General features: G+C 72.7%; 19 protein-coding genes. 9 read left to right on the top strand and 10 right to left on the bottom strand.

Translation table 11 applies throughout. The features are described 5' to 3' along the window. Nucleotides 1-9: 9 nt before the first annotated feature. The 6 genes from BAW75_RS24485 to BAW75_RS24460 all read right to left on the bottom strand — a co-directional run bounded on the left by BAW75_RS24485 (nucleotide 10) and on the right by BAW75_RS24460 (nucleotide 7,430). A complete protein-coding gene (locus BAW75_RS24485; protein ID WP_409073564.1) occupies nucleotides 10-1,182 on the bottom strand; it encodes a Gfo/Idh/MocA family protein in 1,173 nt (390 codons plus the stop codon). A 53-nt stretch (nucleotides 1,183-1,235) separates the two neighbouring features. Further along, complete coding sequence (locus BAW75_RS24480) at nucleotides 1,236-2,288, bottom strand: substrate-binding domain-containing protein (protein WP_043329088.1); 1,053 nt, start codon at nucleotides 2,286-2,288, stop codon at nucleotides 1,236-1,238. Nucleotides 2,289-2,381: 93 nt separating this feature from the next. After that, the gene (locus tag BAW75_RS24475) at nucleotides 2,382-3,470 is read right to left on the bottom strand and encodes an ABC transporter permease (protein ID WP_064448163.1); all 1,089 of its coding nucleotides are present in this window, start codon (nucleotides 3,468-3,470) and stop codon (nucleotides 2,382-2,384) included. Then, complete coding sequence (locus BAW75_RS24470; RefSeq protein WP_104115032.1) at nucleotides 3,467-5,035, bottom strand: sugar ABC transporter ATP-binding protein; 1,569 nt, start codon at nucleotides 5,033-5,035, stop codon at nucleotides 3,467-3,469. The genes BAW75_RS24475 and BAW75_RS24470 overlap by 4 nt, the downstream gene beginning before the upstream one ends. Then, nucleotides 5,032-6,210, bottom strand: coding sequence for an ROK family protein (locus BAW75_RS24465; RefSeq protein WP_043329082.1), 1,179 nt, complete (start codon nucleotides 6,208-6,210; stop codon nucleotides 5,032-5,034). Before BAW75_RS24465 ends, BAW75_RS24470 begins: the two co-directional genes overlap by 4 nt. A gap of 203 nt (nucleotides 6,211-6,413) precedes the next feature. Further along, a complete protein-coding gene (locus tag BAW75_RS24460) occupies nucleotides 6,414-7,430 on the bottom strand; it encodes a YihY/virulence factor BrkB family protein (RefSeq protein ID WP_104115033.1) in 1,017 nt (338 codons plus the stop codon). Between the two features lie 907 nt (nucleotides 7,431-8,337). Between BAW75_RS24460 and BAW75_RS24455 the strand changes: the two genes are divergently transcribed. The 5 genes from BAW75_RS24455 to BAW75_RS24435 all read left to right on the top strand — a co-directional run bounded on the left by BAW75_RS24455 (nucleotide 8,338) and on the right by BAW75_RS24435 (nucleotide 15,358). Continuing rightward, a complete protein-coding gene (locus tag BAW75_RS24455) occupies nucleotides 8,338-10,566 on the top strand; it encodes a TRAP transporter permease (protein WP_244206250.1) in 2,229 nt (742 codons plus the stop codon). Then, on the top strand, nucleotides 10,542-11,561 hold the full coding sequence (locus BAW75_RS24450; protein ID WP_104115035.1) for a TAXI family TRAP transporter solute-binding subunit: 1,020 nt from the start codon (nucleotides 10,542-10,544) through the stop codon (nucleotides 11,559-11,561). Before BAW75_RS24455 ends, BAW75_RS24450 begins: the two co-directional genes overlap by 25 nt. 64 nt (nucleotides 11,562-11,625) lie before the next feature. Then, complete coding sequence (locus tag BAW75_RS24445; RefSeq protein ID WP_104115036.1) at nucleotides 11,626-13,989, top strand: sensor histidine kinase; 2,364 nt, start codon at nucleotides 11,626-11,628, stop codon at nucleotides 13,987-13,989. Beyond that, nucleotides 13,986-14,378: a roadblock/LC7 domain-containing protein gene (locus BAW75_RS24440; RefSeq protein ID WP_030503989.1), complete on the top strand. Its 393-nt coding sequence runs from the start codon at nucleotides 13,986-13,988 to the stop codon at nucleotides 14,376-14,378. The genes BAW75_RS24445 and BAW75_RS24440 overlap by 4 nt, the downstream gene beginning before the upstream one ends. Beyond that, a complete protein-coding gene (locus BAW75_RS24435) occupies nucleotides 14,375-15,358 on the top strand; it encodes a TAXI family TRAP transporter solute-binding subunit (protein WP_104115037.1) in 984 nt (327 codons plus the stop codon). The genes BAW75_RS24440 and BAW75_RS24435 overlap by 4 nt, the downstream gene beginning before the upstream one ends. A 16-nt stretch (nucleotides 15,359-15,374) precedes the next feature. Here BAW75_RS24435 and BAW75_RS24430 read toward each other — a convergent pair whose 3' ends face one another. Continuing rightward, a complete protein-coding gene (locus BAW75_RS24430; protein ID WP_104115038.1) occupies nucleotides 15,375-15,914 on the bottom strand; it encodes a GNAT family N-acetyltransferase in 540 nt (179 codons plus the stop codon). Between the two features lie 78 nt (nucleotides 15,915-15,992). Between BAW75_RS24430 and BAW75_RS24425 the strand changes: the two genes are divergently transcribed. The 4 genes from BAW75_RS24425 to BAW75_RS24410 are packed head-to-tail and all read left to right on the top strand — an operon-like array spanning nucleotide 15,993 to nucleotide 18,569. After that, complete coding sequence (locus tag BAW75_RS24425) at nucleotides 15,993-16,916, top strand: ABC transporter ATP-binding protein (RefSeq protein ID WP_104115039.1); 924 nt, start codon at nucleotides 15,993-15,995, stop codon at nucleotides 16,914-16,916. 36 nt (nucleotides 16,917-16,952) lie between these two features. Beyond that, entirely contained in the window at nucleotides 16,953-17,744 is a 792-nt protein-coding gene (locus BAW75_RS24420; RefSeq protein WP_104115040.1) for an ABC transporter permease, read from the top strand. Further along, entirely contained in the window at nucleotides 17,741-18,292 is a 552-nt protein-coding gene (locus BAW75_RS24415; RefSeq protein ID WP_104115041.1) for a TetR/AcrR family transcriptional regulator, read from the top strand. The genes BAW75_RS24420 and BAW75_RS24415 overlap by 4 nt, the downstream gene beginning before the upstream one ends. Before the next feature lie 22 nt (nucleotides 18,293-18,314). Beyond that, nucleotides 18,315-18,569, top strand: a complete 255-nt coding sequence (locus tag BAW75_RS24410; RefSeq protein WP_043329066.1) for a type II toxin-antitoxin system Phd/YefM family antitoxin — start codon at nucleotides 18,315-18,317, stop codon at nucleotides 18,567-18,569. 92 nt (nucleotides 18,570-18,661) lie between these two features. On the opposite strand, the gene BAW75_RS24400 is transcribed toward BAW75_RS24410, so the two are convergent. The 3 genes from BAW75_RS24400 to BAW75_RS24390 all read right to left on the bottom strand — a co-directional run bounded on the left by BAW75_RS24400 (nucleotide 18,662) and on the right by BAW75_RS24390 (nucleotide 21,421). Continuing rightward, nucleotides 18,662-19,204 (bottom strand): hypothetical protein, encoded by a 543-nt coding sequence (locus tag BAW75_RS24400; RefSeq protein ID WP_043329065.1) that lies wholly within the window; start codon nucleotides 19,202-19,204, stop codon nucleotides 18,662-18,664. Then, nucleotides 19,204-21,102, bottom strand: coding sequence for a DNA primase (gene dnaG, locus BAW75_RS24395; protein ID WP_104115042.1), 1,899 nt, complete (start codon nucleotides 21,100-21,102; stop codon nucleotides 19,204-19,206). Before dnaG ends, BAW75_RS24400 begins: the two co-directional genes overlap by 1 nt. A 73-nt stretch (nucleotides 21,103-21,175) precedes the next feature. Next, nucleotides 21,176-21,421: a helix-turn-helix transcriptional regulator gene (locus BAW75_RS24390; protein ID WP_013287928.1), complete on the bottom strand. Its 246-nt coding sequence runs from the start codon at nucleotides 21,419-21,421 to the stop codon at nucleotides 21,176-21,178. Between the last annotated feature and the right edge of the window lie 2 nt (nucleotides 21,422-21,423).

Below are 21,423 nucleotides of genomic sequence, written 5' to 3'. Positions count from 1 at the left end.
CGCCTCGGATCAGGCGGAAGCTTCGGCCAGCGCTGGCTCCACCTCCGTCCAGGCGGCCCGCTCGGCCGAGCGGGTCACCGCGTCGAGCACGAGCTGGACCTGCAGCGCGTCGGCGAACGACGGGGCCGGGTCGGCGCCGGTGGCGACCGCCTCGACGAAGTCGCGCGCCTGGTGGGTGAAGGAGTGCTCGTAGCCGATGATGTGGCCGGGCGGCCACCACGCGCCCAGGTACGGGTGGTCCGGCTCGGTCACCAGGATCCGGCTGAAGCCCTGTTCGGCGGCGGGCCGGGTGGCGTCCAGGAACTCCAGCTCGTTGAGGCGTTCCAGGTCGAACACGACGCTGCCGCGCGAGCCGTTGATCTCGACCCGCAGCGCGTTCTTGCGGCCGGTGGCGAACCGGGTCGCCTCGTACGTGGCCAGCGCTCCCCCGTCGAGCCGGGCCACGAACACCGCCGCGTCGTCCACCGTCACCTGCCCCATGGCGCTGCCGTTGCCGTCGGCCTGCGCGGCCAGGCCGCTCGACCCGGCGACCAGTGGCCGCTGGCGGACGAACGTCTCGGTCAGCGCGCTGACCCCGGTGACGAGCTGACCGGTGACGTACTGGGTCAGGTCGATGATGTGCGCGCCGATGTCGCCGAGCGCGCCGGAGCCCGCCCTGTCCTTCTGCAACCGCCACACCAGCGGGAACTGCGGATCGACGATCCAGTCCTGGAGGTAGACCGCCCGGACGTGCCGGATCTCGCCGATCCGCCCGTCGGCCACCAGCTGCCGCATCAGGGCGACCGCCGGCACCCGCCGGTAGTTGAAGCCGCACATCGCGCGTACCCCGGACGCCCGGGCACGGGTCGCGGCCTCGGCCATCTCGCGGGCCTCGGCGACGCTGTTCGCCAGCGGCTTCTCGCACAGCACGTGCTTGCCCGCGGCGAGCGCGGCGAGCGCGATCTCGCGGTGACTGTCCCCCGGCGTGCAGATGTCGACCACGTCGATCTCGTCGGACTCGACGAGCCGCCGCCAGTCGGTGGTGTAGCCGTCCCAGCCGAGCCGGTCGGCGGCCTCGGCCACCTTCGGCTCGTCCCGGCCGCAGACGAGCGCCATCCGTACCCGGGACGGCAGGTCGAACACCCGGTTCACGGTGCGCCACGCCTGGGAGTGCGCGGCGCCCATGAACGCGTAGCCGACCATGCCGACCCGCAGGATGCTGTCGTGACTGGACAAGGTGGGTCTCCCCCCGTGTGTCAGAACCCGAGCTTCAGGTAGTCGCTCGCGTTCTCCTTGGTGATCGTCTCGGAGGCGAGCACGATCTCCTTCGGTACCTGGAGTTCGACCAGGTCGGACATGCCCTTGCCCTGGCCGATCAGGCGGGCCAGGGAGATGGCCGAGGAAGCCATCGACGGGCTGTAGGTGACTGTGGCCTTGAGGACCGTGTTGTCGGCGGCGATGTCCTCCATGGCCTTCTTGGAGCCGGCGCCGCCGACCATGATGAATTCCTTGCGGTTGGCCTGGTTGACCGCCGCGAGCACGCCGATGCCCTGGTCGTCGTCGTGGTTCCAGACCGCGTCGATCTTCGGCAGCGCCTGGAACAGGCCGGTGGCGGCCTGCTGACCGGAGTCGACCGTGAACTCCGCCGGACGCCGGTTGGCGACCTTGAACCCGTACGAGGCGAGCGTGTCGGCGAACCCCTTGGACCGTTCCTGGGTCAGCTCCAGCGACTCGATGCCGGGGATCTCGCCGATCACCGGGTTGCTCACGCCCTTGGTCTTGAGCTGCTCGGCGATGTACGTGGCGGCGGCCACCCCCATGCCGTAGTTGTCGCCCTTGATCTGGCACCGGTAGGCGCGCGCGTCCGGGAAGGCCCGGTCCAGGTTCACCACCGGGATGCCGGCCTTCATCGCCTCCAGGCCGAACGCGTTGAGCTCCTTGCCGTCGTGCGGCAGCAGCACGATCACGTCGGGCTTCTGCGAGATCAGCGTGGACAGCGCCGCCCGCTGGGCCGCCGCGTCCGCGCCGGCCTCCACCGACTTCAGCTCCACGTCCTGGTACGCCCCGGCCTGCGCCTTGGCGTTGTTCGTGATGGCGGCGATCCAGCCGTGGTCGGCGGCCGGGGCGGAGAAGCCGATGGTCACCTTCTTGCCCGGCTCGGTGTTGGCGCCGGAACCGGCCGCCTTGGTCTGTGCCTCGGTCGGGCTCTGCTCGTTGCTGGTGCAACCGGCGAGCAGCACCCCGGCGGAGACCGCGGCCCCGCCGAAGAGCAGCCGGCGGCGGGACAGGTCATGGCGCGGTGTTCTCATGACGCCTCCTGGGATGAGGTGGTGGGGTGGTTTCGGGTGTGGCGGGCCGGACCGCAGTCGGTACGACGGCAGCCGGGGTGTGCGCGGGTGGGGTCAGGTGGTGGTGGCCCGGTTGCGGGCGAGGAACTGGGTGAGGCTGCCGAACTGCACCTGCTGGACCAGGACGGCGGCGACGATGATGCCGCCCTTGACCATGTTCTGGGCCTCGGCGGAGAGGTTGTTGATGGCGAACAGGTTGGTGATCGTGGAGAAGATGATCACCCCGAGCAGGGAGCCGATGATCGTGCCCCGCCCGCCGCTGAGCAGCGTGCCGCCGATGATCGCGGCGGCGATCGCGTCCAGCTCGTAGAGGTTGGCCATCGCCGCCTGTGCGGAGGTGGCCTGCGCGGTCAGCATGACCGCGGCGATACCGCAGCACAGGCCGGACAGCGCGTAGAGGAGCACGGTGTGCCGGCGCACGTTGATGCCGGCGAGCCGGGCCGCCTCCGGGTTGCCGCCGACCGCCACCGTACGGCGGCCGAACGTGGTCCGGTTCAACAGCACCCAGCCGGCCGCCACCACCGCCACCAGGATGTAGACCAGCAGCGGGATGCCGAGCACGTTCGTGCTGGCGATGCCGTTGATGAACGTGTTGCCCGACACCTGGGTCTGCTTGTCGGAGATCTCCGCCGCCAGCCCTCGGGCGGCGACGAGCATCGCCAGCGTGGCGATGAACGGCACCAGCCGCCCGTACGACACGAGCAGCCCGTTCACCACGCCGACGGCGAGCCCGACGGTCAGCGCGGTGAAGATCATGCCGCCCGCGCCGTAGCTCTGCGTGGCGACAGTGGTGCACCAGACCCCGGCCAGCGCGACGATCGCGCCGACCGACAGGTCGATGCCGCCGCCGATGATCACGAAGGTCATGCCGACGGTGACCACGCCGACCACCGAGGCGAGCTTGAGAATGGTGAGCGTGTTGCCCCACACCCAGTTCGGATCGCCGTAGAGGTCGGGGCGGGTCAGGATGCCGATGACCACCAGCACGACGAGCGTGGCGAGCAGGCCGAGGTTGCGCTTGACGCCCTCCCCGCCGTCGCCGCGCCACCAGGAGAGCTTCGCCGGCGCGTCGACCTTGGCGGTCTCCGCCCGCTCCACCGGCGGCGACTGCGCGGGCAGGGCGGATTCTCTGACATCGCTCATGCCGGTGCGCCTTCCATGAGGGACCCCGCCATGACGAGGTCGAGCACGGTGTTCTCGTCCAGTTCGCCGGCCGGCGCCTCGCGGACCACCCGGCCCTCCCGCATCACCAGCACCCGGTCGGCCAGGCCCAGCACCTCGGGCACCTCGCTGGAGACCAGCAGCACCCCGACGCCCCGGGCGGCCAGATCGCGGATCACCTGGTACAGCTCGGCGCGGGCGCCAACGTCCACGCCCCGGGTCGGCTCGTCGAGCAGCAGCAGCCGGGTGTCACCGAGCAGCCACCGGCCGACCACCACCTTCTGCTGGTTGCCGCCGGACAGCGTGCGCACCGGCCGCCGAACGTCGCGGGGCCGCAGCTCCAGCGACTCGGCGATCCGGTCCGCCTCGGCGCGTTCCTGCCCGGCGTCGGTGAACCCGAGGCGGGCGTACCTGCCGAACGTGGCGAGCGTGACGTTGCGGTAGATCGGTTCACCCAGCAGCAGCGCCTGGCTCTTGCGCTCCTCCGGCGCCATGCCCATCCCGGCCCGTACCGCAGCGCCCACACTGCCGGGACGCAGCGTCCGGCCGTTCACCCGGACCGTCCCGGCGTGCGCCCGGCGCGCGCCGAAGATGGTCTCCAGCAGCTCCGACCGGCCCGAGCCGACCAGCCCGGCGATGCCGACGATCTCTCCCGCCCGGACCCGGAGCGAGACGTCGGCGAACTCGCCGGGCCGGGTCAGCCCGTCCACCCGCAGCAGCTCCGCGCCGCCCCCGTGGTCGGCCGGGCGCTGCGGGAAGACGTACTCGATGGTCCGGCCCGTCATCCGGGCGACCAGGTCGCGGGTCGGCGTCTCGCGGGCCGGCAGGCTCGCCGCCGTGGTCCGGCCGTCCTTGAGTACGGTGACCCGGTCGCCGATCTCGCGGATCTCCTCCAGCCGGTGCGAGATGTAGATGACAGCGATGCCCTGCGCGGTGAGTTCCCGGATGATCCGGAACAGGTTCGCCACCTCGTCGTGGGCCAGCACCGCGCTCGGCTCGTCCATGATGATCAGCCGGGCCTCGTGGGAGAGCGCCCGCGCCATGCTGACGATCTGCTTGCCGGCGGCGGGCAGGTGCCGCACCAGCCGCCCCGGCGGGATCTCCGGGTGGCCGAGCCGGGCCAGGATCTGCCGGGTACGCCGGGCCATGTGCCCCCGCCGGACGAAGCCGAACCGGCGCGGCTCGTGGCCGAGGAACGCGTTCTCCGCCACCGACAGGTCGTCGACCAGGTCGAGTTCCTGGTAGATGGTGGCGATGCCGGCGCGCATGGCGGCCTGCGGGTTGGCGAACGACGCCGGCTCGCCCCGCCACACGACCTCGCCGGAGTCCGGCCGGTGCACCCCGGCCAGCACCTTGATCAGCGTGGACTTGCCGGCGCCGTTCTGCCCCAGCAGGCAGTGCACCTCGCCGGCGCGTACCTCCAGTTGCACGCCGTCGAGCGCGCGTACCCCCGGGAACGTCTTGACGACGTCGGTGAGGCGCAGGACCACCTCGCCCGCGACGGCGTCCGCGGGCGCCTCGACCAGTGGTTTCCCGGTGTCGCTCATGCTGCTTCTCCGAACGCGAGGTCGCTGGCCAGCACGGCCGCGCCGGCGACGCCGGCGCGCGGGCCCAGTTCGGACAGGACGACCGGCAGGTTGCCGGTGGCCAGCGGCAGCGAACGGCGGTAGACCACGCTGCGGATCTCGGCGAGCAGGATGTGGCCGAGCTGGGCCAGTCCGCCGCCGATCACGATCATCGACGGGTTGGTGAAGCTGACCAGCCCGGCCAGCACGCTGCCGACCCGCCGGCCGCCGTCCCGGATGAGCTGGATGCAGGAGACGTCCCCCTCGATCGCCCCCTGCGCCACGTCCAGCGCGGTCACCACACCCCGGGCGGCGAACCGCTCGGCCAGCGCCGGGGAGACCTCGGTGCGGGCCGCGACAGTCGCCTCGCGGGCCAGCGCGGCGCCGCTGAACACCGCCTCCAGACAGCCGACGTTGCCGCAGGAACACATCGGACCGTTCGGGTCGACCTGGATGTGGCCGATGTCCCCGGCGCAGCCGTCGGTGCCCCGGTAGACCTCGCCGTGCAGGTAGATGCCACAGCCGATGCCGGTGCCGATCTTGATGAACAGGAAGTCGTCGACCGAGTGGGCCACGCCGCCGTGCCGCTCCCCGATCGCCATGATGTTGACGTCGTTGTCCACCACCGCCGGGCAGCCGTGCTCCCGGGTCAGCAGCTCGCGGACCGGGAACCGGTCCCACCCCGGCATGATCGGCGGGGAGACCGGGACGCCGTCACGGAAGCTCACCGGCCCCGGCACGCCGATGCCGACCGCGTCGAGCCGCTCGTACGCGCCGTCCACCTTGGCCTTGTGCAGCAGCTCGTTGACGCGCTGGAGCGTCACCTTCGGGCCGGAGCGGATGTCGGCGGTCTCGGTGTAGGCGGCCACCGGCTCCAGCCGGCCGTTGACCACCTCCACGTCGATCGAGCTGGCGCCCAGGTCGACGGCGGCGAACCGCAGGTGCGGGCTCAGCTCGACCAGGGTGGAGCGCCGCCCGCCCCGGGAGGCGGCCAGCCCGGCCTCGGCCACGTACCCGAGGGAGACGAGCCGTTCCAGCTCGGCGAGCAGGCGCGGGCGGGGCATCTGGAGGCGGTCGCCGAGTTCGGCGCGGGACACCGCGCCCTCGTCCCGGAGCAGCCGCAGGAGCCGTACGTGCAGGGGGTCGACCGTCCGCACCGGCAGTCACCTCCGCATCGGAAGTCCGTCACATCGACCATGGCGATGTGTGTTGTGTCCGACACAGTAGGAGCCTTCCGGGTCGCATGTCCATAGCTTCGGCACGCCTGATGCAAACTTTTGTCCATACGAACAAAAGAGGTGCCGGGCCAGAAAACGCGCCGCCCCGCCCGGGCGCATCCGGGCGGGGCGGCGAGGTGCGGTCAGTGGTGGGAGGAGGCGTTGCCCTTCTTGCGCAGCTTGCGGTCGTCGCGCAGCTCCACGTAGGGCTCCTCGTCGGCCGGGTGCCCGGCCGCGATGGCCCGGCTGCGCTCCAGCTCGGCGTCGAACTCCGCGCCGAGCAGGATGGCCACGTTGCTCAGCCAGAGCCAGACCAGGAAGATGATCACGCCGGCCACCGCGCCGTACGTCTTGTTGTACGAGCCGAAGTTGCTGACGTAGAGCGCGAAGAGGCCGGACACCACGAGCCAGAGCACCACCGCGAGCACGCCGCCGGGGCTGACCCAGCGGAAGCCGCCGTGCCGGGCGTTCGGCGAAGCCCAGTAGAGGATCGCGAACATCAGGCTCACCAGCACCAGCAACACCGGCCACTTGGCGATGTTCCACACCGTGACGGCGGTCGAGCCGAGCCCGATCGCGTTTCCGGCCTGCTCGGCCAGGCCGCCGGTGAACACCACGATCACAGCGCTGATCAGCAGCATCACGCCGATCACCGCGGTCACGCCGAGGCGCACCGGCAGCGTCTTCCAGATCGGCCGCCCCTCCGGCACGTCGTAGATGCTGTTCGAGGCGCGCATGAACGCGGCGATGTAGCCGGAGGCGGACCAGAAGGCCGCGACCAGACCGATGACGGCCGCGATGCTGGCCAGCCCGCCGGACTGGCCGGCCTGGTCGATCGCGCTCTCGATGATTTTGCGGATGTTCTCCTCCGGCACCGCCTGGCCGACGGTGTCCCGGATTCCCTCCGTGGCCCGGTCACCGAGCAGGCCGAGCAGCGAGATCAGCACCAGCACGCCGGGGAAGATGGAGAGCACGCCGTAGTAGGTGAGCGCGGCGGCCCAGTCGGTCAGGCTGTCGTCCTGGAACTCCCGGACGGTCCGCTTGAGCGTCGCCATCCAGCCCGTCGCGGTCAGGTCGGTCGGGCTGTCCGGACCGTCGTCCGGGCCCACCGGCTCCGTGCGGTCGCGCCCGTCACGGGCGGGAGCCTCGTCGGCGGCCATGGCACCTCCTCGTCGCTCGTCGTCAGGCACGACATGCCCTGACCGGGGCGGCGATAACCCCCGTCGGCAAAACCGGCCCGTCCGCCGCCGCCCTTCTCCCGCTCCCCCTTCCCTCCGCTCTGCACCCATCGGCGCACATGGTCACGCAGCGTGTCCGCCGCTCCGGTGGTTGCAGAGCAAGACCGGCGGGCACCCCACCCCCGTCGCACCCAGACGGGTGGGGCGCCGAGGATCGTGCTGAGCCGTCCTTCCCCTCGGACCACCACTCGCCACGCTCTCCTCGACCGTCACGAGGAGTGGAACGGCATGGGTGTCAAAGGGCGGCGGAGGCACCCATGGTGTTCCACTCCGCCGGGCCCGCCGGTCACCGGCGCGCGGCCGGTCCGGTTCTCGGACGGCGCCCGCGCCATTTCCCCGAAGTGGCGGTGTCGGCGCACGACCGATGCCGCCACCTCGGCGAAGTGGCGGCGGTCCCGCGGTTCCGGCCCACGAAACGTGTCCCCGGAGCGCTCCGGGGACACGCGGCAGCATCCGGAACCCGCCCGCCCGGGGGCCAGCCGCCCAGGCTCGGCAAGGACGACCGGTAATACACCCTGAGTGACGACGGCCGATCCCGCAGACCAGTTCTCCATCGTTGGAAAATCGCCTGGAAGTTCACTGGGAAGAGATTGCGGAAGCACCCTTCGTCCATCGGCGAAGCAGTCGCGAAACAGATTCAGAAATCTGTTTGACGAGTGAAAGATTCCCCATTCCGTCACTCATTGCAATCACGTTAAGCAATGTTCCCAACGCGCGCGCAATTCGCGTATCGTGCCCCCTCGTGCCGCCCGTTCGCCCCTCCGACGCGACTCCCCCGAAACCCCGGCCGCCGTCCGGCGGACGACCGGGGTCCGATGTGGACGCCGAGGTGGTGCCGCTCCCGCCGGACGAGGGCGTCGTCGCCGGTCCGGAGTGGTCCGACGACGGGCCGGGCGAGACGCACCACCACAGCCGGTCCGTGCCGCACCACACCGAGGACCACACTCCGGCCGAGACGCAGGACGCCCCGGATCAGGCCCAGCAGGACGCCCGGGAACTGGCCGCCCGGTTCGAGGAGGAGAAGCCGGGACGGGTCCTCGCCGGCGGAGTCGGCTTCCTGTTCACCGGCGTCACCGTCGCGGTCGGGCTGCTGACGCTCTGGCAGGTGTTCTTCCCGCTGGCCCAGGGCAGCAAGTACTACCTCATCTTCTTCCTCGCCGGCGTCCTGCCGATGGTGTTCCTCGCGTACCCCTCGGGGGTGCGGCTGCGACGCACCAAGGCCGACGCGGTCGACGTGGACGACCGGCGCGGACCCACGCCCGTGGACTGGCTGCTGGCGCTCGCGGCGCTCGTGGTCTGCCTCTACCCGGTGCTGCCGGTCGCCGTCGGTGCGGGCGGCGGCGGGTACGACGCCTTCCTGGACCGGCAGGGCCTGCTGGACCCGCTGGACGTGGCGTTCGGCACCGGGCTGCTGCTCCTGCTGCTGGAGGCGTGCCGGCGTACCACCGGGTGGATCCTGCCGGCGGTCTGCGTGCTGTTCCTCGGGTACGGCTACTACGGCGGGCTGCTGCCGCAGTCCTGGCCGGTGGCGCACGCGGGGCTCGACTTCGCGCAGCTGGTCGACGCGTTCTACAACTCCGACAGCGGCTTCTACGGCACGCCGCTGGACGTCGCCGCCTCGTACATCGTGCTGTTCACCATCTACGGCGCGGTGCTCGACCTGTCCGGCGCGGGCCGGTTCTTCGTGGAGCTGTCCGCCGCCGCGTTCCGCCGCTCCCGTACCGCCGCCGGGCGCACCGCCGTCGCGTCGGGTTTCCTGCTCGGCACGGTCTCCGGCTCCGGCGCCGCCACCACCGTCAGCATCGGCGCGGTGACCTGGCCGATCCTGCGCCGCGCCGGCTACCCGGCCGAGCGCGCGGGCGGCATGCTCGCCGCCGCCGGTGTCGGGGCGATCCTGTCCCCGCCCACGCTCGGCGCGGCGGCGTTCATCATCGCCGAGTACCTGGGCGTGTCCTACCTGCAGGTGCTCGGCTGGGCCACGGTGCCGACGATCCTCTACTACCTGGGCATCCTGTTCTCGGTCGAGATCGACGCGCGGCGTTCCGGGGTCCGTCCGGTGGTCATCGACAGCGGCTCGGCCTGGCGGTTGCTGGCCCGTTTCGGCTACCACTTCCTCTCGCTCCTCGTGATCATCGTGGTGCTGGCGCTCGGCGCGTCGGCGATGCGGGCGGTGGTCGTCGCCACCGTGATCGCGGCGGCGCTGTCCTTCCTGGACCAGCGGCACCGCCTCACGCCGGCCCGGCTGGTGGCGGCGCTGCGCGACGGCGTACGCGGGGTGCTCGCGGTGAGCGCCGTGTGCGCCGCGGCCGGCATCATCACCGCCACCACCACGAAGACCGGGCTCGGGCCGCAGGCCGCCTCGCTGCTGATCAGCGGCGCGCAGGCGGTCAGCTCGGAGCCCGCCGTGGTGCTGGCGCTGACCGCCCTGCGCGCCGCCGTCGCGCTCAGCCTGCTGGGCCTCGCCGTGCCGGTCACCGCGTCCTTCGTCATCGGCTGGGTGATCATCGGCCCGGCGCTGCTGAACCTGGGTGTCGAGGCGCCCGCCGCGGCCATGTTCGTCTTCTACTTCGCGGTGCTGTCCGAGGTCTCGCCGCCGACCGCGCTCGCCGCGGTCGCCGCCGCCGCGGTCACCGGCGGCCGCCTGGTGCCGACCATGTGGCAGACCCTGCGGTACGCGCTGCCGGCGTACCTGATCCCGCTGGCCTTCGTGATCACGCCGACCGGCCTCGGACTGCTCGGCATCGGCGGGCCCGGGCGGATCGTGACGGCCGGCCTGGTCTCCGCGCTCGGCGTGGCGGTGCTGGCGGTCGCGGCCGGCGGCTGGCTGCCGGGCGTGGGCCCGGCCGGCGCGCCGGAGCGGATCCTCGGCGCGATCGCCGGGCTGGTCCTGCTCTGGCTGGAACCGCTGCCCATGGCGATCGGCGCGGCGCTCGCCGCGCTCACGGTCGCGGGCGTGTACGTCCGACGTGGCGCCGCCGGGCACCCCGGCCGCCCGGCGGTCGAAGAATCCGTGGATCTTGGGGAGGAGAGAGAGTGGGACGGATCGACGCGAGGATAGTGGCGGGTGTCGGGGCGTTTGTCCTGGTCGCCGCCGGTGCCGCCGGCTGCGGGGGCCGTCAGGACGGCGCGGCGAAGGACGACGCCGCCCGCGAGGTCAGCTGCAAGGTCACCAAGGACACCCGGGTCGGTATCGCCACCGGCAACGCCACCGGCGTCTACTACGTGGTCGGCAACGCGCTCGCCGGTGAGCTGAGCAAGACCACCGACGGCAAGCTCACCGGGACGGCCGCCGAGACGGGCGCCTCGGTGCAGAACGTCGAACAGCTCGTCGCCGGCCAGTACGACGTGGCGTTCTCCCTGTTCGACACCGCTGTCAACGCGGTGCAGGGCAAGGGGAGCTTCACCGCGCCGCAGCCGGTCAAGGCGCTGGCCCGGATCTACGACAACTACACCCAGGTGGTCGTACGGGCCGACGCGGGCATCACGTCGGTGGCCGACATGAAGGGCAAGAAGATCTCCACCGGCTCACCGAAGTCCGGCACCGAGGTCATCGCCAACCGGCTGCTCACCGCCGCCGGGCTGGACCCGGCGAAGGACGTCCAGGCGCAGCGGCTGGACCTCACCAAGACCGTCGACGGCATGAAGGACGGCAGCATCGACGGCTTCTTCTGGTCCGGCGGCGTACCGACCGGCGGCGTCACCGACCTGTTCACCACGTCCGGCGACAAGGTGAAGTTCGTCGACATCACTCCGCTGCTGCCGAAGATGGCCGAGCTGAACCCGGCGTACCAGGCGGGCACCATCGGCAAGGACATCTACCGGACCCCGGCCGACGTGCCCACCATCGTGGTGCCGAACGTGCTGCTGGTGCGGGACAACCTCGACGCCGACGTGGCCTGCGCGATCACCCGGACGGTGTTCGAGTCCAAGGACGCCCTGGCCCAGGCGAACCCGGCGGCGAAGGGCATCGAGCTGGGCAACGCCCGCAAGACCGACCCGGTGCCGCTGCACCGCGGCGCGGAGCGGGCACTGAGCGACCTCGGCGCGAGCTGACCTGAACGGGCCGGGTCCGGACGCGCGTCCGGGCCCGGCCCGCCCGACCCGACCGGAGACCACCGTGCCGCTGCCCCACCCGGCTCGCGTACGCCGGCACCACCGCTCCGCGGACCGCACCGGACGCCTGCGCTCGGTCCGCGTCCAACTGCTGGCCCCGATCCTGGTCGCCACGGCCGGGCTGGTCGTGCTGGGGGCGGCGCAGACCGACGCCGCGCTGGACGCGTCCGCCGACGCCGACCGGGCGCGCGTGCTGGCCGGCACCGCCACCGCGACCGTACGTCTGGTGCACGAGCTGGAACGCGAACTGGGCGAGACGGCCGCGTTGCGCCAGCGCGGCGGTACGTCCGGCCGCCCACTCGTGGACGCGCAGCGCCGCCGGGTCGACACGGCCGTGGAGCGCTACCGCTCGGCGCAGGGTGACGCGCGCCGGGCCGCCCCGGACCTGGCGGGGGTGCTGGACGACGCGCGCGGGCGCTTGGAGCAACTCGCGCCGACCCGGGACCTGACGATGGCCGGTGAGCGCGGCGACCCGGCGTACGTGTCGCTCGTGGAGTCCCTGCTCGCGGTCGCGGACGCGCTGCCCAGTCAACTCCGGGACGCCGACCTGGCCAACCAGGCCCGTGAGGTGGCCTCGGTGGCCGCCCAGGAGCACCTGTCCGCGCTGGAGCGCGACCTGCTGCGGGCGGTGTTCGTCAGAGGCGGACTGGAACGCGGCGAGCTGGCCCGGCTGGGCCGGCTGCGGGGCGCCCGGGAGCAGCGGCAGGCCGAGTTCCTGCGGATCGCCTCCGCCCCGGCGAACGCTGCCTGGTACCGGCTGGTCGACGGCGCCGACGTGACCACGGCCCGGCGGATGCGCGACGCGATGCTCGACACCGACGGCGCGCCGGACGCGCTGAAGACCGACGGCGACGCCTGGTACGTGGCGCAGAGCGGCGCGATCCGCCGGTACAACCTGCTCGGCCGGGACCTGTCCGACGGGCTGGACCGGGACGCGGCCGACCTGGCCGCCGCGGCCCGGCTGCGCGCGGTGCTGACCGCCGGGGCGACGAGCACCGTCGCGCTCGGCTCGCTCGTCACCGCCGTACTGCTCGCGGTGCGCACCAGCCGCCGGTTGCGCCGGCTGCGGGTGGCCGCGCTGACCATGGCGAACCGGGAACTGCCGGAGCGGATCACCGCGATCGCGGCGGGCGAGCGGGCGCCGGCGGATGGTCCGGCGACCCGGATGACCGACGGGATCCGGCGCGGTCAGGACGAGGTGGCGCAGGTCGCCGAGGCGTTCGACACGGTGAACCGGGCCGCGCTGCGGCTCGCCGGGCAGCAGGCCGAGTTGCGGCTGGACGTGACCCGGATGGCGGAGGCGCTGGCCCGGCGCATCCGGACGCTGATCACCCGGCAGTTGCGGCTGCTCGACGACTTCGAGCGCGAGGAGACCGACCCGGACGCGCTGGCCCGGCTCTTCGCGCTGGACCACCTGGCCGCCCGGCTGCGGCGCAACGGGGAGAACCTGCTGGTCCTCGCCGGTGGCGAGCCGGGCCGGGGGCACGAGGGCGCGTTGCTGCTGGACGACGTGGCACGGGCGGCGGCCTCCGAGATCGAGGACTATCCGCGGGTGGAGATCGACGTGCCGACCGCGGCGGTGCACGGCGCTGCGGCCGGCAACCTGGTGCATCTGCTGGCCGAGTTGCTGGAGAACGCCACCGTCTACTCGCCGCCGGAGGCCCGGGTGCTGGTGGACGGCCGGCGCACCGTCGACGGGCTGGTGCTGCGCGTGCACGACCAGGGCATCGGCATCAGCGAGAGCCGGCTGGCCGAGATCAACGAACGGCTCGCCGCGCCGGCCACCCTGTCCAGCGCCGCCGCCGGCAGCATGGGCCTGCACGTGGTGGCCCACCTGGCCGCCCGGCACGGGATCCGGGTGCAGTTGCACAACCCTGGCACCGGCACGGTGGCGCAGGTGGACGTACCGGAGTCGGTGCTGACCCGGGTCGAGTCGGTGGCGTCCCGGCCGCCGGCCGAGCGGCGCCCGCACGGGCGCGGCGCGCCGTGGTTCAAGAACGCGCCCGTCCTGCGGCCGCAGGGCGGTTCCCGCGACCTGGTCACCAGCGCCCCGACGGCCGGCGGGCCGGCGCGCGGCGTGGCCACGGTCCGGGCGCCGGGTGGCGCGCTGCTGGCGCCGAGCGCGGCGTGGATCCGGCCGGTGAGCGTGCCACCGGCGCCGGTGTCGACCACCGCCGCCGGGCTGCCCCGGCGGCCGGTGGGCGGGCATCTGCCGGGACCGATGCCCGCCGCCACCGCGCCGCCGCCCGCGACCGACCTGCTCGACCCCGAAGTGGTACGCGCCCGGCTGTCCGCCCTCGCCGAGGGGGTGGCCAGCGCGACGCGCCGTGCCCCGAACACCACACCACCCAACGGGAGAAGACCATGAATCCACCCGCTTCCACCGGGCTCGACTGGCTGCTGGCGAACTTCGCCGAGCAGGTGCCGGACGTCTCGCACGCGCTCGCGGTCTCCGAGGACGGACTGCGGCTGGCGTCCTCGCCGGATCTCTCCCCGGACCAGGTCGACCAGCTCTCGGCGGTGATCAGCGGCTTGGCGAGCCTTACCGTGGGCGCGGCCCGGCTGATGTCCGCCGGCCGGGTACGCCAGCAGATCGTCGACATGGACGGCGGTGTGATGCTGGTGATGGCGGTCGGGGAACGGGCGCTGCTCGGCGTGCTGGCCGCGCCCGGCTGCGACCTGGGCCAGATCGGTTACGAGACGGCGACGCTGGTGCAGCGGGTGGCGGAGGCGCTGGAACCGGCGGTCCGCCGGTGAGCGGCCGCCCGGCGCGGCTGGTGGCGGCGCTGCTGGCGACGGTGCTGGCGACGGTGCTGGTGGCCGGTTGCGGCGCCGAGGACACCACTGGGCAGGCGTGGCACGGCGGGCGGATCTTCCTGGCCACCGGCAACACCACAGGCGTCTACTACCAGCTCGGCGGCGGGTACGCCGATCTGATCACCCGGCACGTGCCCGGGTACGAGGCGCGCGCGGAGCCGACCGGCGCGTCGGTGGAGAACATCACCCGGGTGGCCGGCGGCGACATGGAGATCGCGTTCAGCCTGGCCGACACGGCGGCGGACGCGGTCGACGGCCGCGGGGCGTTCGACAAGCAACCGCAGCCGGTACGTGCGCTGGCCCGCGTCTACAGCAACTACACGCACGTGATCGTCCGCAGCGACGGCAAGATCAACAGCTTCGCCGACCTGCGCGGCAAGCGCGTCTCGACCGGTTCGCCGAAGTCCGGGACCGACATCATCGCCGGGCGTCTGCTCACCGCCGGCGGCATCGACCCGAACACCGGCATCCAGCGGCTCAACCTGTCGTTGCCGGAGACGGTCAAGCGGATGCGGGCGAACACGCTGGACGCCATGTTCTTCTCCGGCGGCCTGCCCACGCCCGGTGTGAAGGACCTGCTCTCCTCCGCGCCCGGGAAGTTCCGGCTGCTGCCGCTGAACGACCTGATCGAGCCGTTGAGCGCCCGGTTCGGCGGCGTCTACACCACCGCCACGCTGCCGAAGGAGGTCTACGGCACGGCCGAGCCGACGCCCACCATCACGGTGGCGAACGTGATCCTGGTGGCGGCGGACATGCCGGAGCAACTCGCGTACGACCTGACCCGGGTGCTCTTCACCTGGCAGGGCGATCTGATCCAGGTGCATCCGGAGGCGGCGAACTTCAACCGGGCCAGCGCGGCCGCGACCGGCCCGATCCCGCTGCACCCGGGCGCGGCCCGGTTCTACCGCGACGGCGGCTGAGCGCGGCGCGGCCCCGCTACGGCGTCCAGTCGCGCCGCAGCAGACCGTAGAGCGCCATGTCGGCGAAGCCGTCGCCGTCGTACTCGCGGTCGCGCTGGGTGCCCTCGTGGACGAAGCCGCACCGCTCGGCGGTACGCCGCATGGCCGTGTTGCCGGCCAGCGTCTCGATCTCCAGGCGCCGCAGGTTGCGGTTGCGGAAGCCGTACCGGCAGAGCAGCCGGATCACCTCGGTGCCGTAGCCCTGGCCGCGCGCCTCGGGGAGCAGCGTGATGCCGAGGTGGGCGAGCCCGTCGAAGGTGTTGATCCCCCACAGCACGCCGGTGCCGAGGAACGTGCCGTCGGCGACGGTCTCGGCCAGCAGTGACACCGGAGCGCCGGCTTCCGGCTGTTCGGCGGCGCGCTTCTCCAGCCGGGCCCGGACCTGCCCGACATGGTGCGGCAGGAACGGCTCGTCGTCGGTGATCAGGTGCAGCTCCGGGTCGCTGTGCAGGCGGAACAGGTCCGGCGCGTCGTCGGGGGTGGGAGGGCGCAGACGGACGCGCTCGGTGGCGAACATGCCGCGACGCTAGCGGCGACGGAGCGGGTCGGCAATCGGATTTGGCCACCCTACCGACCGGTCGGTAGGGTGGCTGGCATGACCCCGCTCGTCCTCGCCTCCGCCCTGACCAAGACCTACGGGACACGCGACGCCCTGCGCGCGCTCGACCTCGCCGTCGCGCCGGGCAGCCGGTTCGTCGTGCTCGGCCACAACGGCGCCGGCAAGTCCACGCTGCTGGAGATCATCGCCACCCTGCGCACCCCGACCTCGGGCTCGGTGCGCGTCGGCGGCTTCGACACCGTGACGCAGGCGCGGGACGCGCGTCGCCTGATCGGCCTGGCGCCGCAGTCGAACGCGCTGGACCCCCTCGCCACCCCGGCGGAGGTGCTCGACTTCCACGGCGTGGCGCTCGGGCTCGGCCGCCGGCAGCGGGCCCGCCGCACGCGGGAACTCGTCGACCTGTTCGGGCTGGGCGAGCACCGCTCGTCCCGGGTGGCCAAGCTCTCCGGCGGCACCCGCCGCAAGCTGGACCTGGCGGTGGCGCTCGTCGCCGAGCCCGCAGTGGTGATCCTGGACGAGCCGACCACCGGCCTGGACCCGCTCGCACGCATCGACTTCTGGACCGAGCTGACCCGCCTCAACCACAGCGGCACCTCGCTGCTCATCTCGACCCAGGACCTGCACGAGGCCGACGTGCTGGCCACGGAGATCGCCGTGCTACGGGACGGCCGGGTGGTCGCCCAGGGCCCACCGGCGTCGCTCAAGGGGCGCGTCGGCGCCCGAACGCTCACGCTCGACCTGTCCGACGCCGCCGCCGCGACCGCGCTCGTCGCCGCGTCCGAAGCCGGGTTCCGCGCCGACCCCGACCACCTGGACCGGGTACGCCTCAGCGTCCCCGACGACCCCCGCGCGCTGACCGCTGCCCTGCACGAAGCCGGCGCGATCGCCGCCGACATCACCCGGCTCCATCTCGCCGAGCCCTCCCTCGACGACGTCTTCGTCGCCCTCGCCGCCCGCTGAGGCGCGCCCCCACCGCACCCCGAAAGGCCCGACACCGTGCTCCCGCTCGCGCTCACCCCGCCCCGCCGCTCTTCGGCCCCGGTCGTCCTCGCGGCGATCAGACGCTCGACCCGGGCCGTGCTCCGTACCCCGGCGCTGCTCGTGGCCCCGGTCGCCCAGTCCCTGTTCTTCCTGCTCGTCTACGCCGGGCAGCTCGACGCCGTGGGCAGCACCTATCTGGGCGGGACGAGCTTCATCGCGTTCCTGCTGCCGCTGATCCTGCTCACCGGCGTCGGCACCGGCGCGGGCGCGGCCGGCACGCTCGTGCTGGGCGACATCACCAGCGGATACCTGGACCGCCTCCGGCTCGCCCACGGGACCACGACGCCGTTCCTCGTCGGCCCGGTCGTCGCCGCGCTGCTCGCTGTCGTACTCCAGATGGTGGTGACCGTCGCCGGGGCCGTCGCGATCGGCTACCGGCCGGCGAGCTGGTCCGGCGTCGCCGGAATGCTCCTGCTGATGCTCGCGCTCGGACTCGGCGTCGCGCTGCTGAGCACGGCGCTCGCCATCCGGTCGGGCTCGGCGTCCACCACCAACCTGGTCACGCTCGTCGTGTTCGGCCTGTCGTTCTTCACCGGCGTGTTCGCGCCGGTCGACGAACTCGCCGGCTGGATGCGGGTGATCGCCACGGTCAACCCGCTCACCTATATCGTCGACACCGCCCGGCAGCTCGGCGGCGGCACGCCGCTCGCCGCGGCCCCGATCGGCGTCGCGGCGCTCGCCGCCCTCACCGTCGCCGGAACCGCCGCCTGCGCCCTCGCCCTCCACCACGCCAGGAAGAACCGATGAGCGACACCCGCACCCAGATCATGGACGCCTTCGCCGAACAGCTCGCCGCGACCGGCTACCAGGGCATCTCCCTGGTCGGCGTCGGCCGCAGCGTCGGCATCCAGAAGCCGTCCATCTACCACCACTTCCCGGGCGGCAAGGAGGACCTCTACATCGCGGTGGCGGAGCGGTACATCCGGGACGTCGGCGGCAGGATCTCGGCGGCGCTGGCCGGCCCCGGCGACGTGCCGCACCGGCTGCACGCGCTCGCCACCGTCGCCGCCGGTCAGCACGGCGACGCGATCACGTTCGAGCAGCGCATCTACGACACGCTGCCGCTCGTCTCCGCCGAGACCAGCGAGCACGTCTCGGGCCTCTACGTCGCCCTGATGCTGGCCCCGGTCACCCGGTTCTTCGCCGACGCCCGTGCCGAGGGCGCGGTCACCGGCGAACCGGAGTTCCTGATGAACGCGTTCCTGCACCTGGCCCGCGCGACCGACCTCACCGACGAGAACGGCCCCGCCCGGGTCGTCGCGCTCTTCCTCGACGGCGCCCGCCCACGTGCCTAAACTAAGCCAAGGAGGGCGCGCCATGTCGGCTGAGGCTGTGCACTACAACATGCATGATGCCAAGACCCACCTGTCGCGCATCATCGAGCGGGTGGAACGCGGCGAAGAGATCATCATCGACCGGGCGGGCACCCCCGTGGCGAAGGTCGTACCGCTGGTGCGCCGGACCGACCGCACGGCGATCGGCTCCCTCGCGGGGCAGGTGGACCTCTCGGGTGACTGGGATTCGCCACAGACCAACGCCGAGATCGCCGCCGACTTCGGGATCGGCGCATGACCCTGCTGCTGGACACCCACGTCGCGCTCTGGGCCATCACCGGCGACGCCACCATCCCGCTCTACGAGGTCGACGTCCTCAAGGTGTAGACCTCAGACGTCGGCGGGGGTGGTGGCGGCCCGCGCCGCTGCGACCAGCCGGGCGGTCTCGGCGGCCACGTCCTCGTCGTCGGTGGGCGTCCCCGGGTCGTAGCGGACCGTCCAGGTCAGCCCGTCGACGCCGGGCACCCGCCGGGCCGCGATCCGCCCGGAGCCGCCGGGCATCTCGTGGTGCGAGGTGTACGCCACCGAGCCGGTGACCCGGTCCCGGACCTGGTGCGGCAGGTCACCCGGGTCGACGAGCAGGTACGTCTCGGGGAGGCCGTCCGCCACCACCAGGTAGCCGTCGCGCTCGGCGACCGGCTCGGCCGGGGTGACAGTCAGCTCGCGGCCGGACCAGACCGCCTTGAGGATGTCGTGCCAGCCGAGGCGCTCCACCCGGCCGGGCAGCCAGAGGCCACGGTTGCTGGCGACCAGCACGCCGTCGTTGCCGCCCTCGCCGGTGCCGGCGGCGGCCCAGGCGAGCACCCGCTCGTCGGCGGCCAGCGGCGGCCGGTCGGCGGACGGCAGTTTCGGCCGGCGGTTGAACAGTCCCATCACAATCCTCCGGCGGCCTGCTCGCGCAGTGCCCGTGCGTGCTGTTCCAGCGACAGCAGTTCCCCGAACAGGGCGAAGTACTCGTCCTTGTTGCTCACCGGGTTGACCCGCTGGATCTTCGACTTGAGGTCACGGATGCGGCCGGTGACCGAACTCCACTGGAGCCGGGCCATGGTGATCGAGACGTACCTCGGGTCCGGCTCGCCGTCGATGCGCAGCGGCTCCACCGCCAGCTCGCCGATGAGCGCCTGCCCGGCCAGGTCGTCGCAGGCGTCGCGGACCCGTTCGATCCAGACCGCGCCGCCGGTGGCAGTGGACGCTCCGCCGGCCGCCGCCACGGCGGCGCGTACCGCGACGTGCACCGGGTGCTGGTAGTCGGTCACCTCGACCGCGTCGAACATCGGACCGGCCAGCACCGGCTCCTGCAACGCCAGCTTGAGCGCCTCCCGCTCCACCATGGAACGCGGACTGTCCACAGCGGGCGTGGCCCGGCCGGGGCGGGCCGGGGCGGCGGGCGCGGCGCCGCCGGCCTGCGGCCCGTGTGCCGCGTTGAGCACCGCGCGCTGCACCGGCTCGATCTCCATGCCGAGGTCGCCGGCGAGCTTGCGCACGTACTCCGGGCGCTTCTCCCGGTCCTTGATCTTCGCCACGAGCGGCGCGGCGCGACGCATGGCCTCGACCCGGCCGTCGACGGTGTCCAGGTCGAACCGGCTGATCACGTGCCGGAGCGCGAAGTCGACCAGCGGCTCGCGGCGGGCCACCAGGTCACGCACGGCCAGGTCGCCCTTTGCCAGGCGCAGCTCGCACGGGTCCATGTTGTCGGGGCTGACCGCGATGAAGGTACGCCCGACGAAGCGCTGGTCGTCCTCGAACGCGCGCAACGCGGCCTTCTGCCCGGCGGCGTCGCCGTCGAAGGTGAAGATGATCTCGCCGGCCCGTTCGTCGCTGTCGAACAGCACCCGGCGCAGCACCGAGATGTGGTCGCCGCCGAACGCCGTGCCGCAGGTCGCCACCGCCGTCGGCACGTCGGCGAGGTGGCAGGCCATCACGTCGGTGTAGCCCTCGACCACCACCACCTTGCCCTGCTTGGCGATCTCCCGCTTGGCCTGGTCGATGCCGTAGAGCACGTGCGACTTCTTGTAGATCGGCGTCTCGGGGGTGTTCAGGTATTTCGGGCCGTCGTCGTCGTCGAACAGCTTGCGGGCGCCGAAGCCGATCACGTCACCGGTGATGTCCCGGATCGGCCACATCAGGCGGCGGCGGAACCTGTCGATCAGCGAACCGGAGCGGGCCGGACGGGACAGCCCGGCGGTGACCAGCTCGTCGTGGGTGAAGCCCTGCTGACGCAGGTGCTTGGTGAGCAGGTCCCACCCGTCGGGGGCGAAGCCGCAGCCGTACCGCTCGGCGGCGGACCGGTCGAAGCCGCGCCCGGCGAGGAACTCGCGGGCCGGGCGCGCGCCGGCGGTGGTGAGCTGGGCCCGGTAGAAGTCGACGGCGGCGGCGTGCGCGGCCACCAGGCGCTGCCGCTGCCCCTGCTGCGGGCGGGGACGCGGCGCGGACCTGTCGTCCTCGACGTAGCGCAACTGGATGCCGGCGCGGAAGGCCAGCCGCTCGACGGACTCGACGAAGCTGAGGTGCTCGGCGTCCATCAGGAACTTGATCGCGTCGCCGCCGACCCCGCAGCCGAAGCAGTAGAACACGTTGCGGGCGGGCGAGACGTTGAACGACGGGCTCTTCTCGTCGTGGAACGGGCAGAGCCCCTTGAGGTTGCCGCCACCGGCCGACTTGAGCGTCACCACCTCGGAGATGACGTCCGCGATGGCGGTGCGCTCGCGGACCAGCGCGATGTCCTCGTCCCGGATCCGCCCCGCCATGACCGCCACCCCCTCGGCGTACATCCTGCCCTGCCGGACCGACGATCCGGCGGCCGGGGGGACGGGCGTGTGGCCGACCACGCCCGTCCCCGCCGGCTCAGGCCGAGCGGGCCGCCGCGGGGTCGCCGATACGCGGGAACGGCTCGATGGAGAAGACCACCTCGACCGGCACCTCGAAGTACGCGGCGATGCGCAGCGCCAGGTGCAGGCTGGGCCGGAACTCGCCGCGCTCCAGGTAACCGACGGTCTGGTAGTGCACACCGAGCGCGTCGGCCAGTTGCCGCCGGGAGATGCCCCGTTCGGCGCGCAGCACCGCGATCCGGTTGTGCACGGTCTCGCTCATCG

The sequence above is a fragment of the Micromonospora chalcea genome (assembly GCF_002926165.1).
Classification (GTDB): Bacteria; Actinomycetota; Actinomycetes; order Mycobacteriales; family Micromonosporaceae; genus Micromonospora; species Micromonospora chalcea.
The sequence above is the reverse complement of the archived record's forward strand: the minus strand, read 5'-3'. Positions and strand labels throughout refer to the sequence as shown.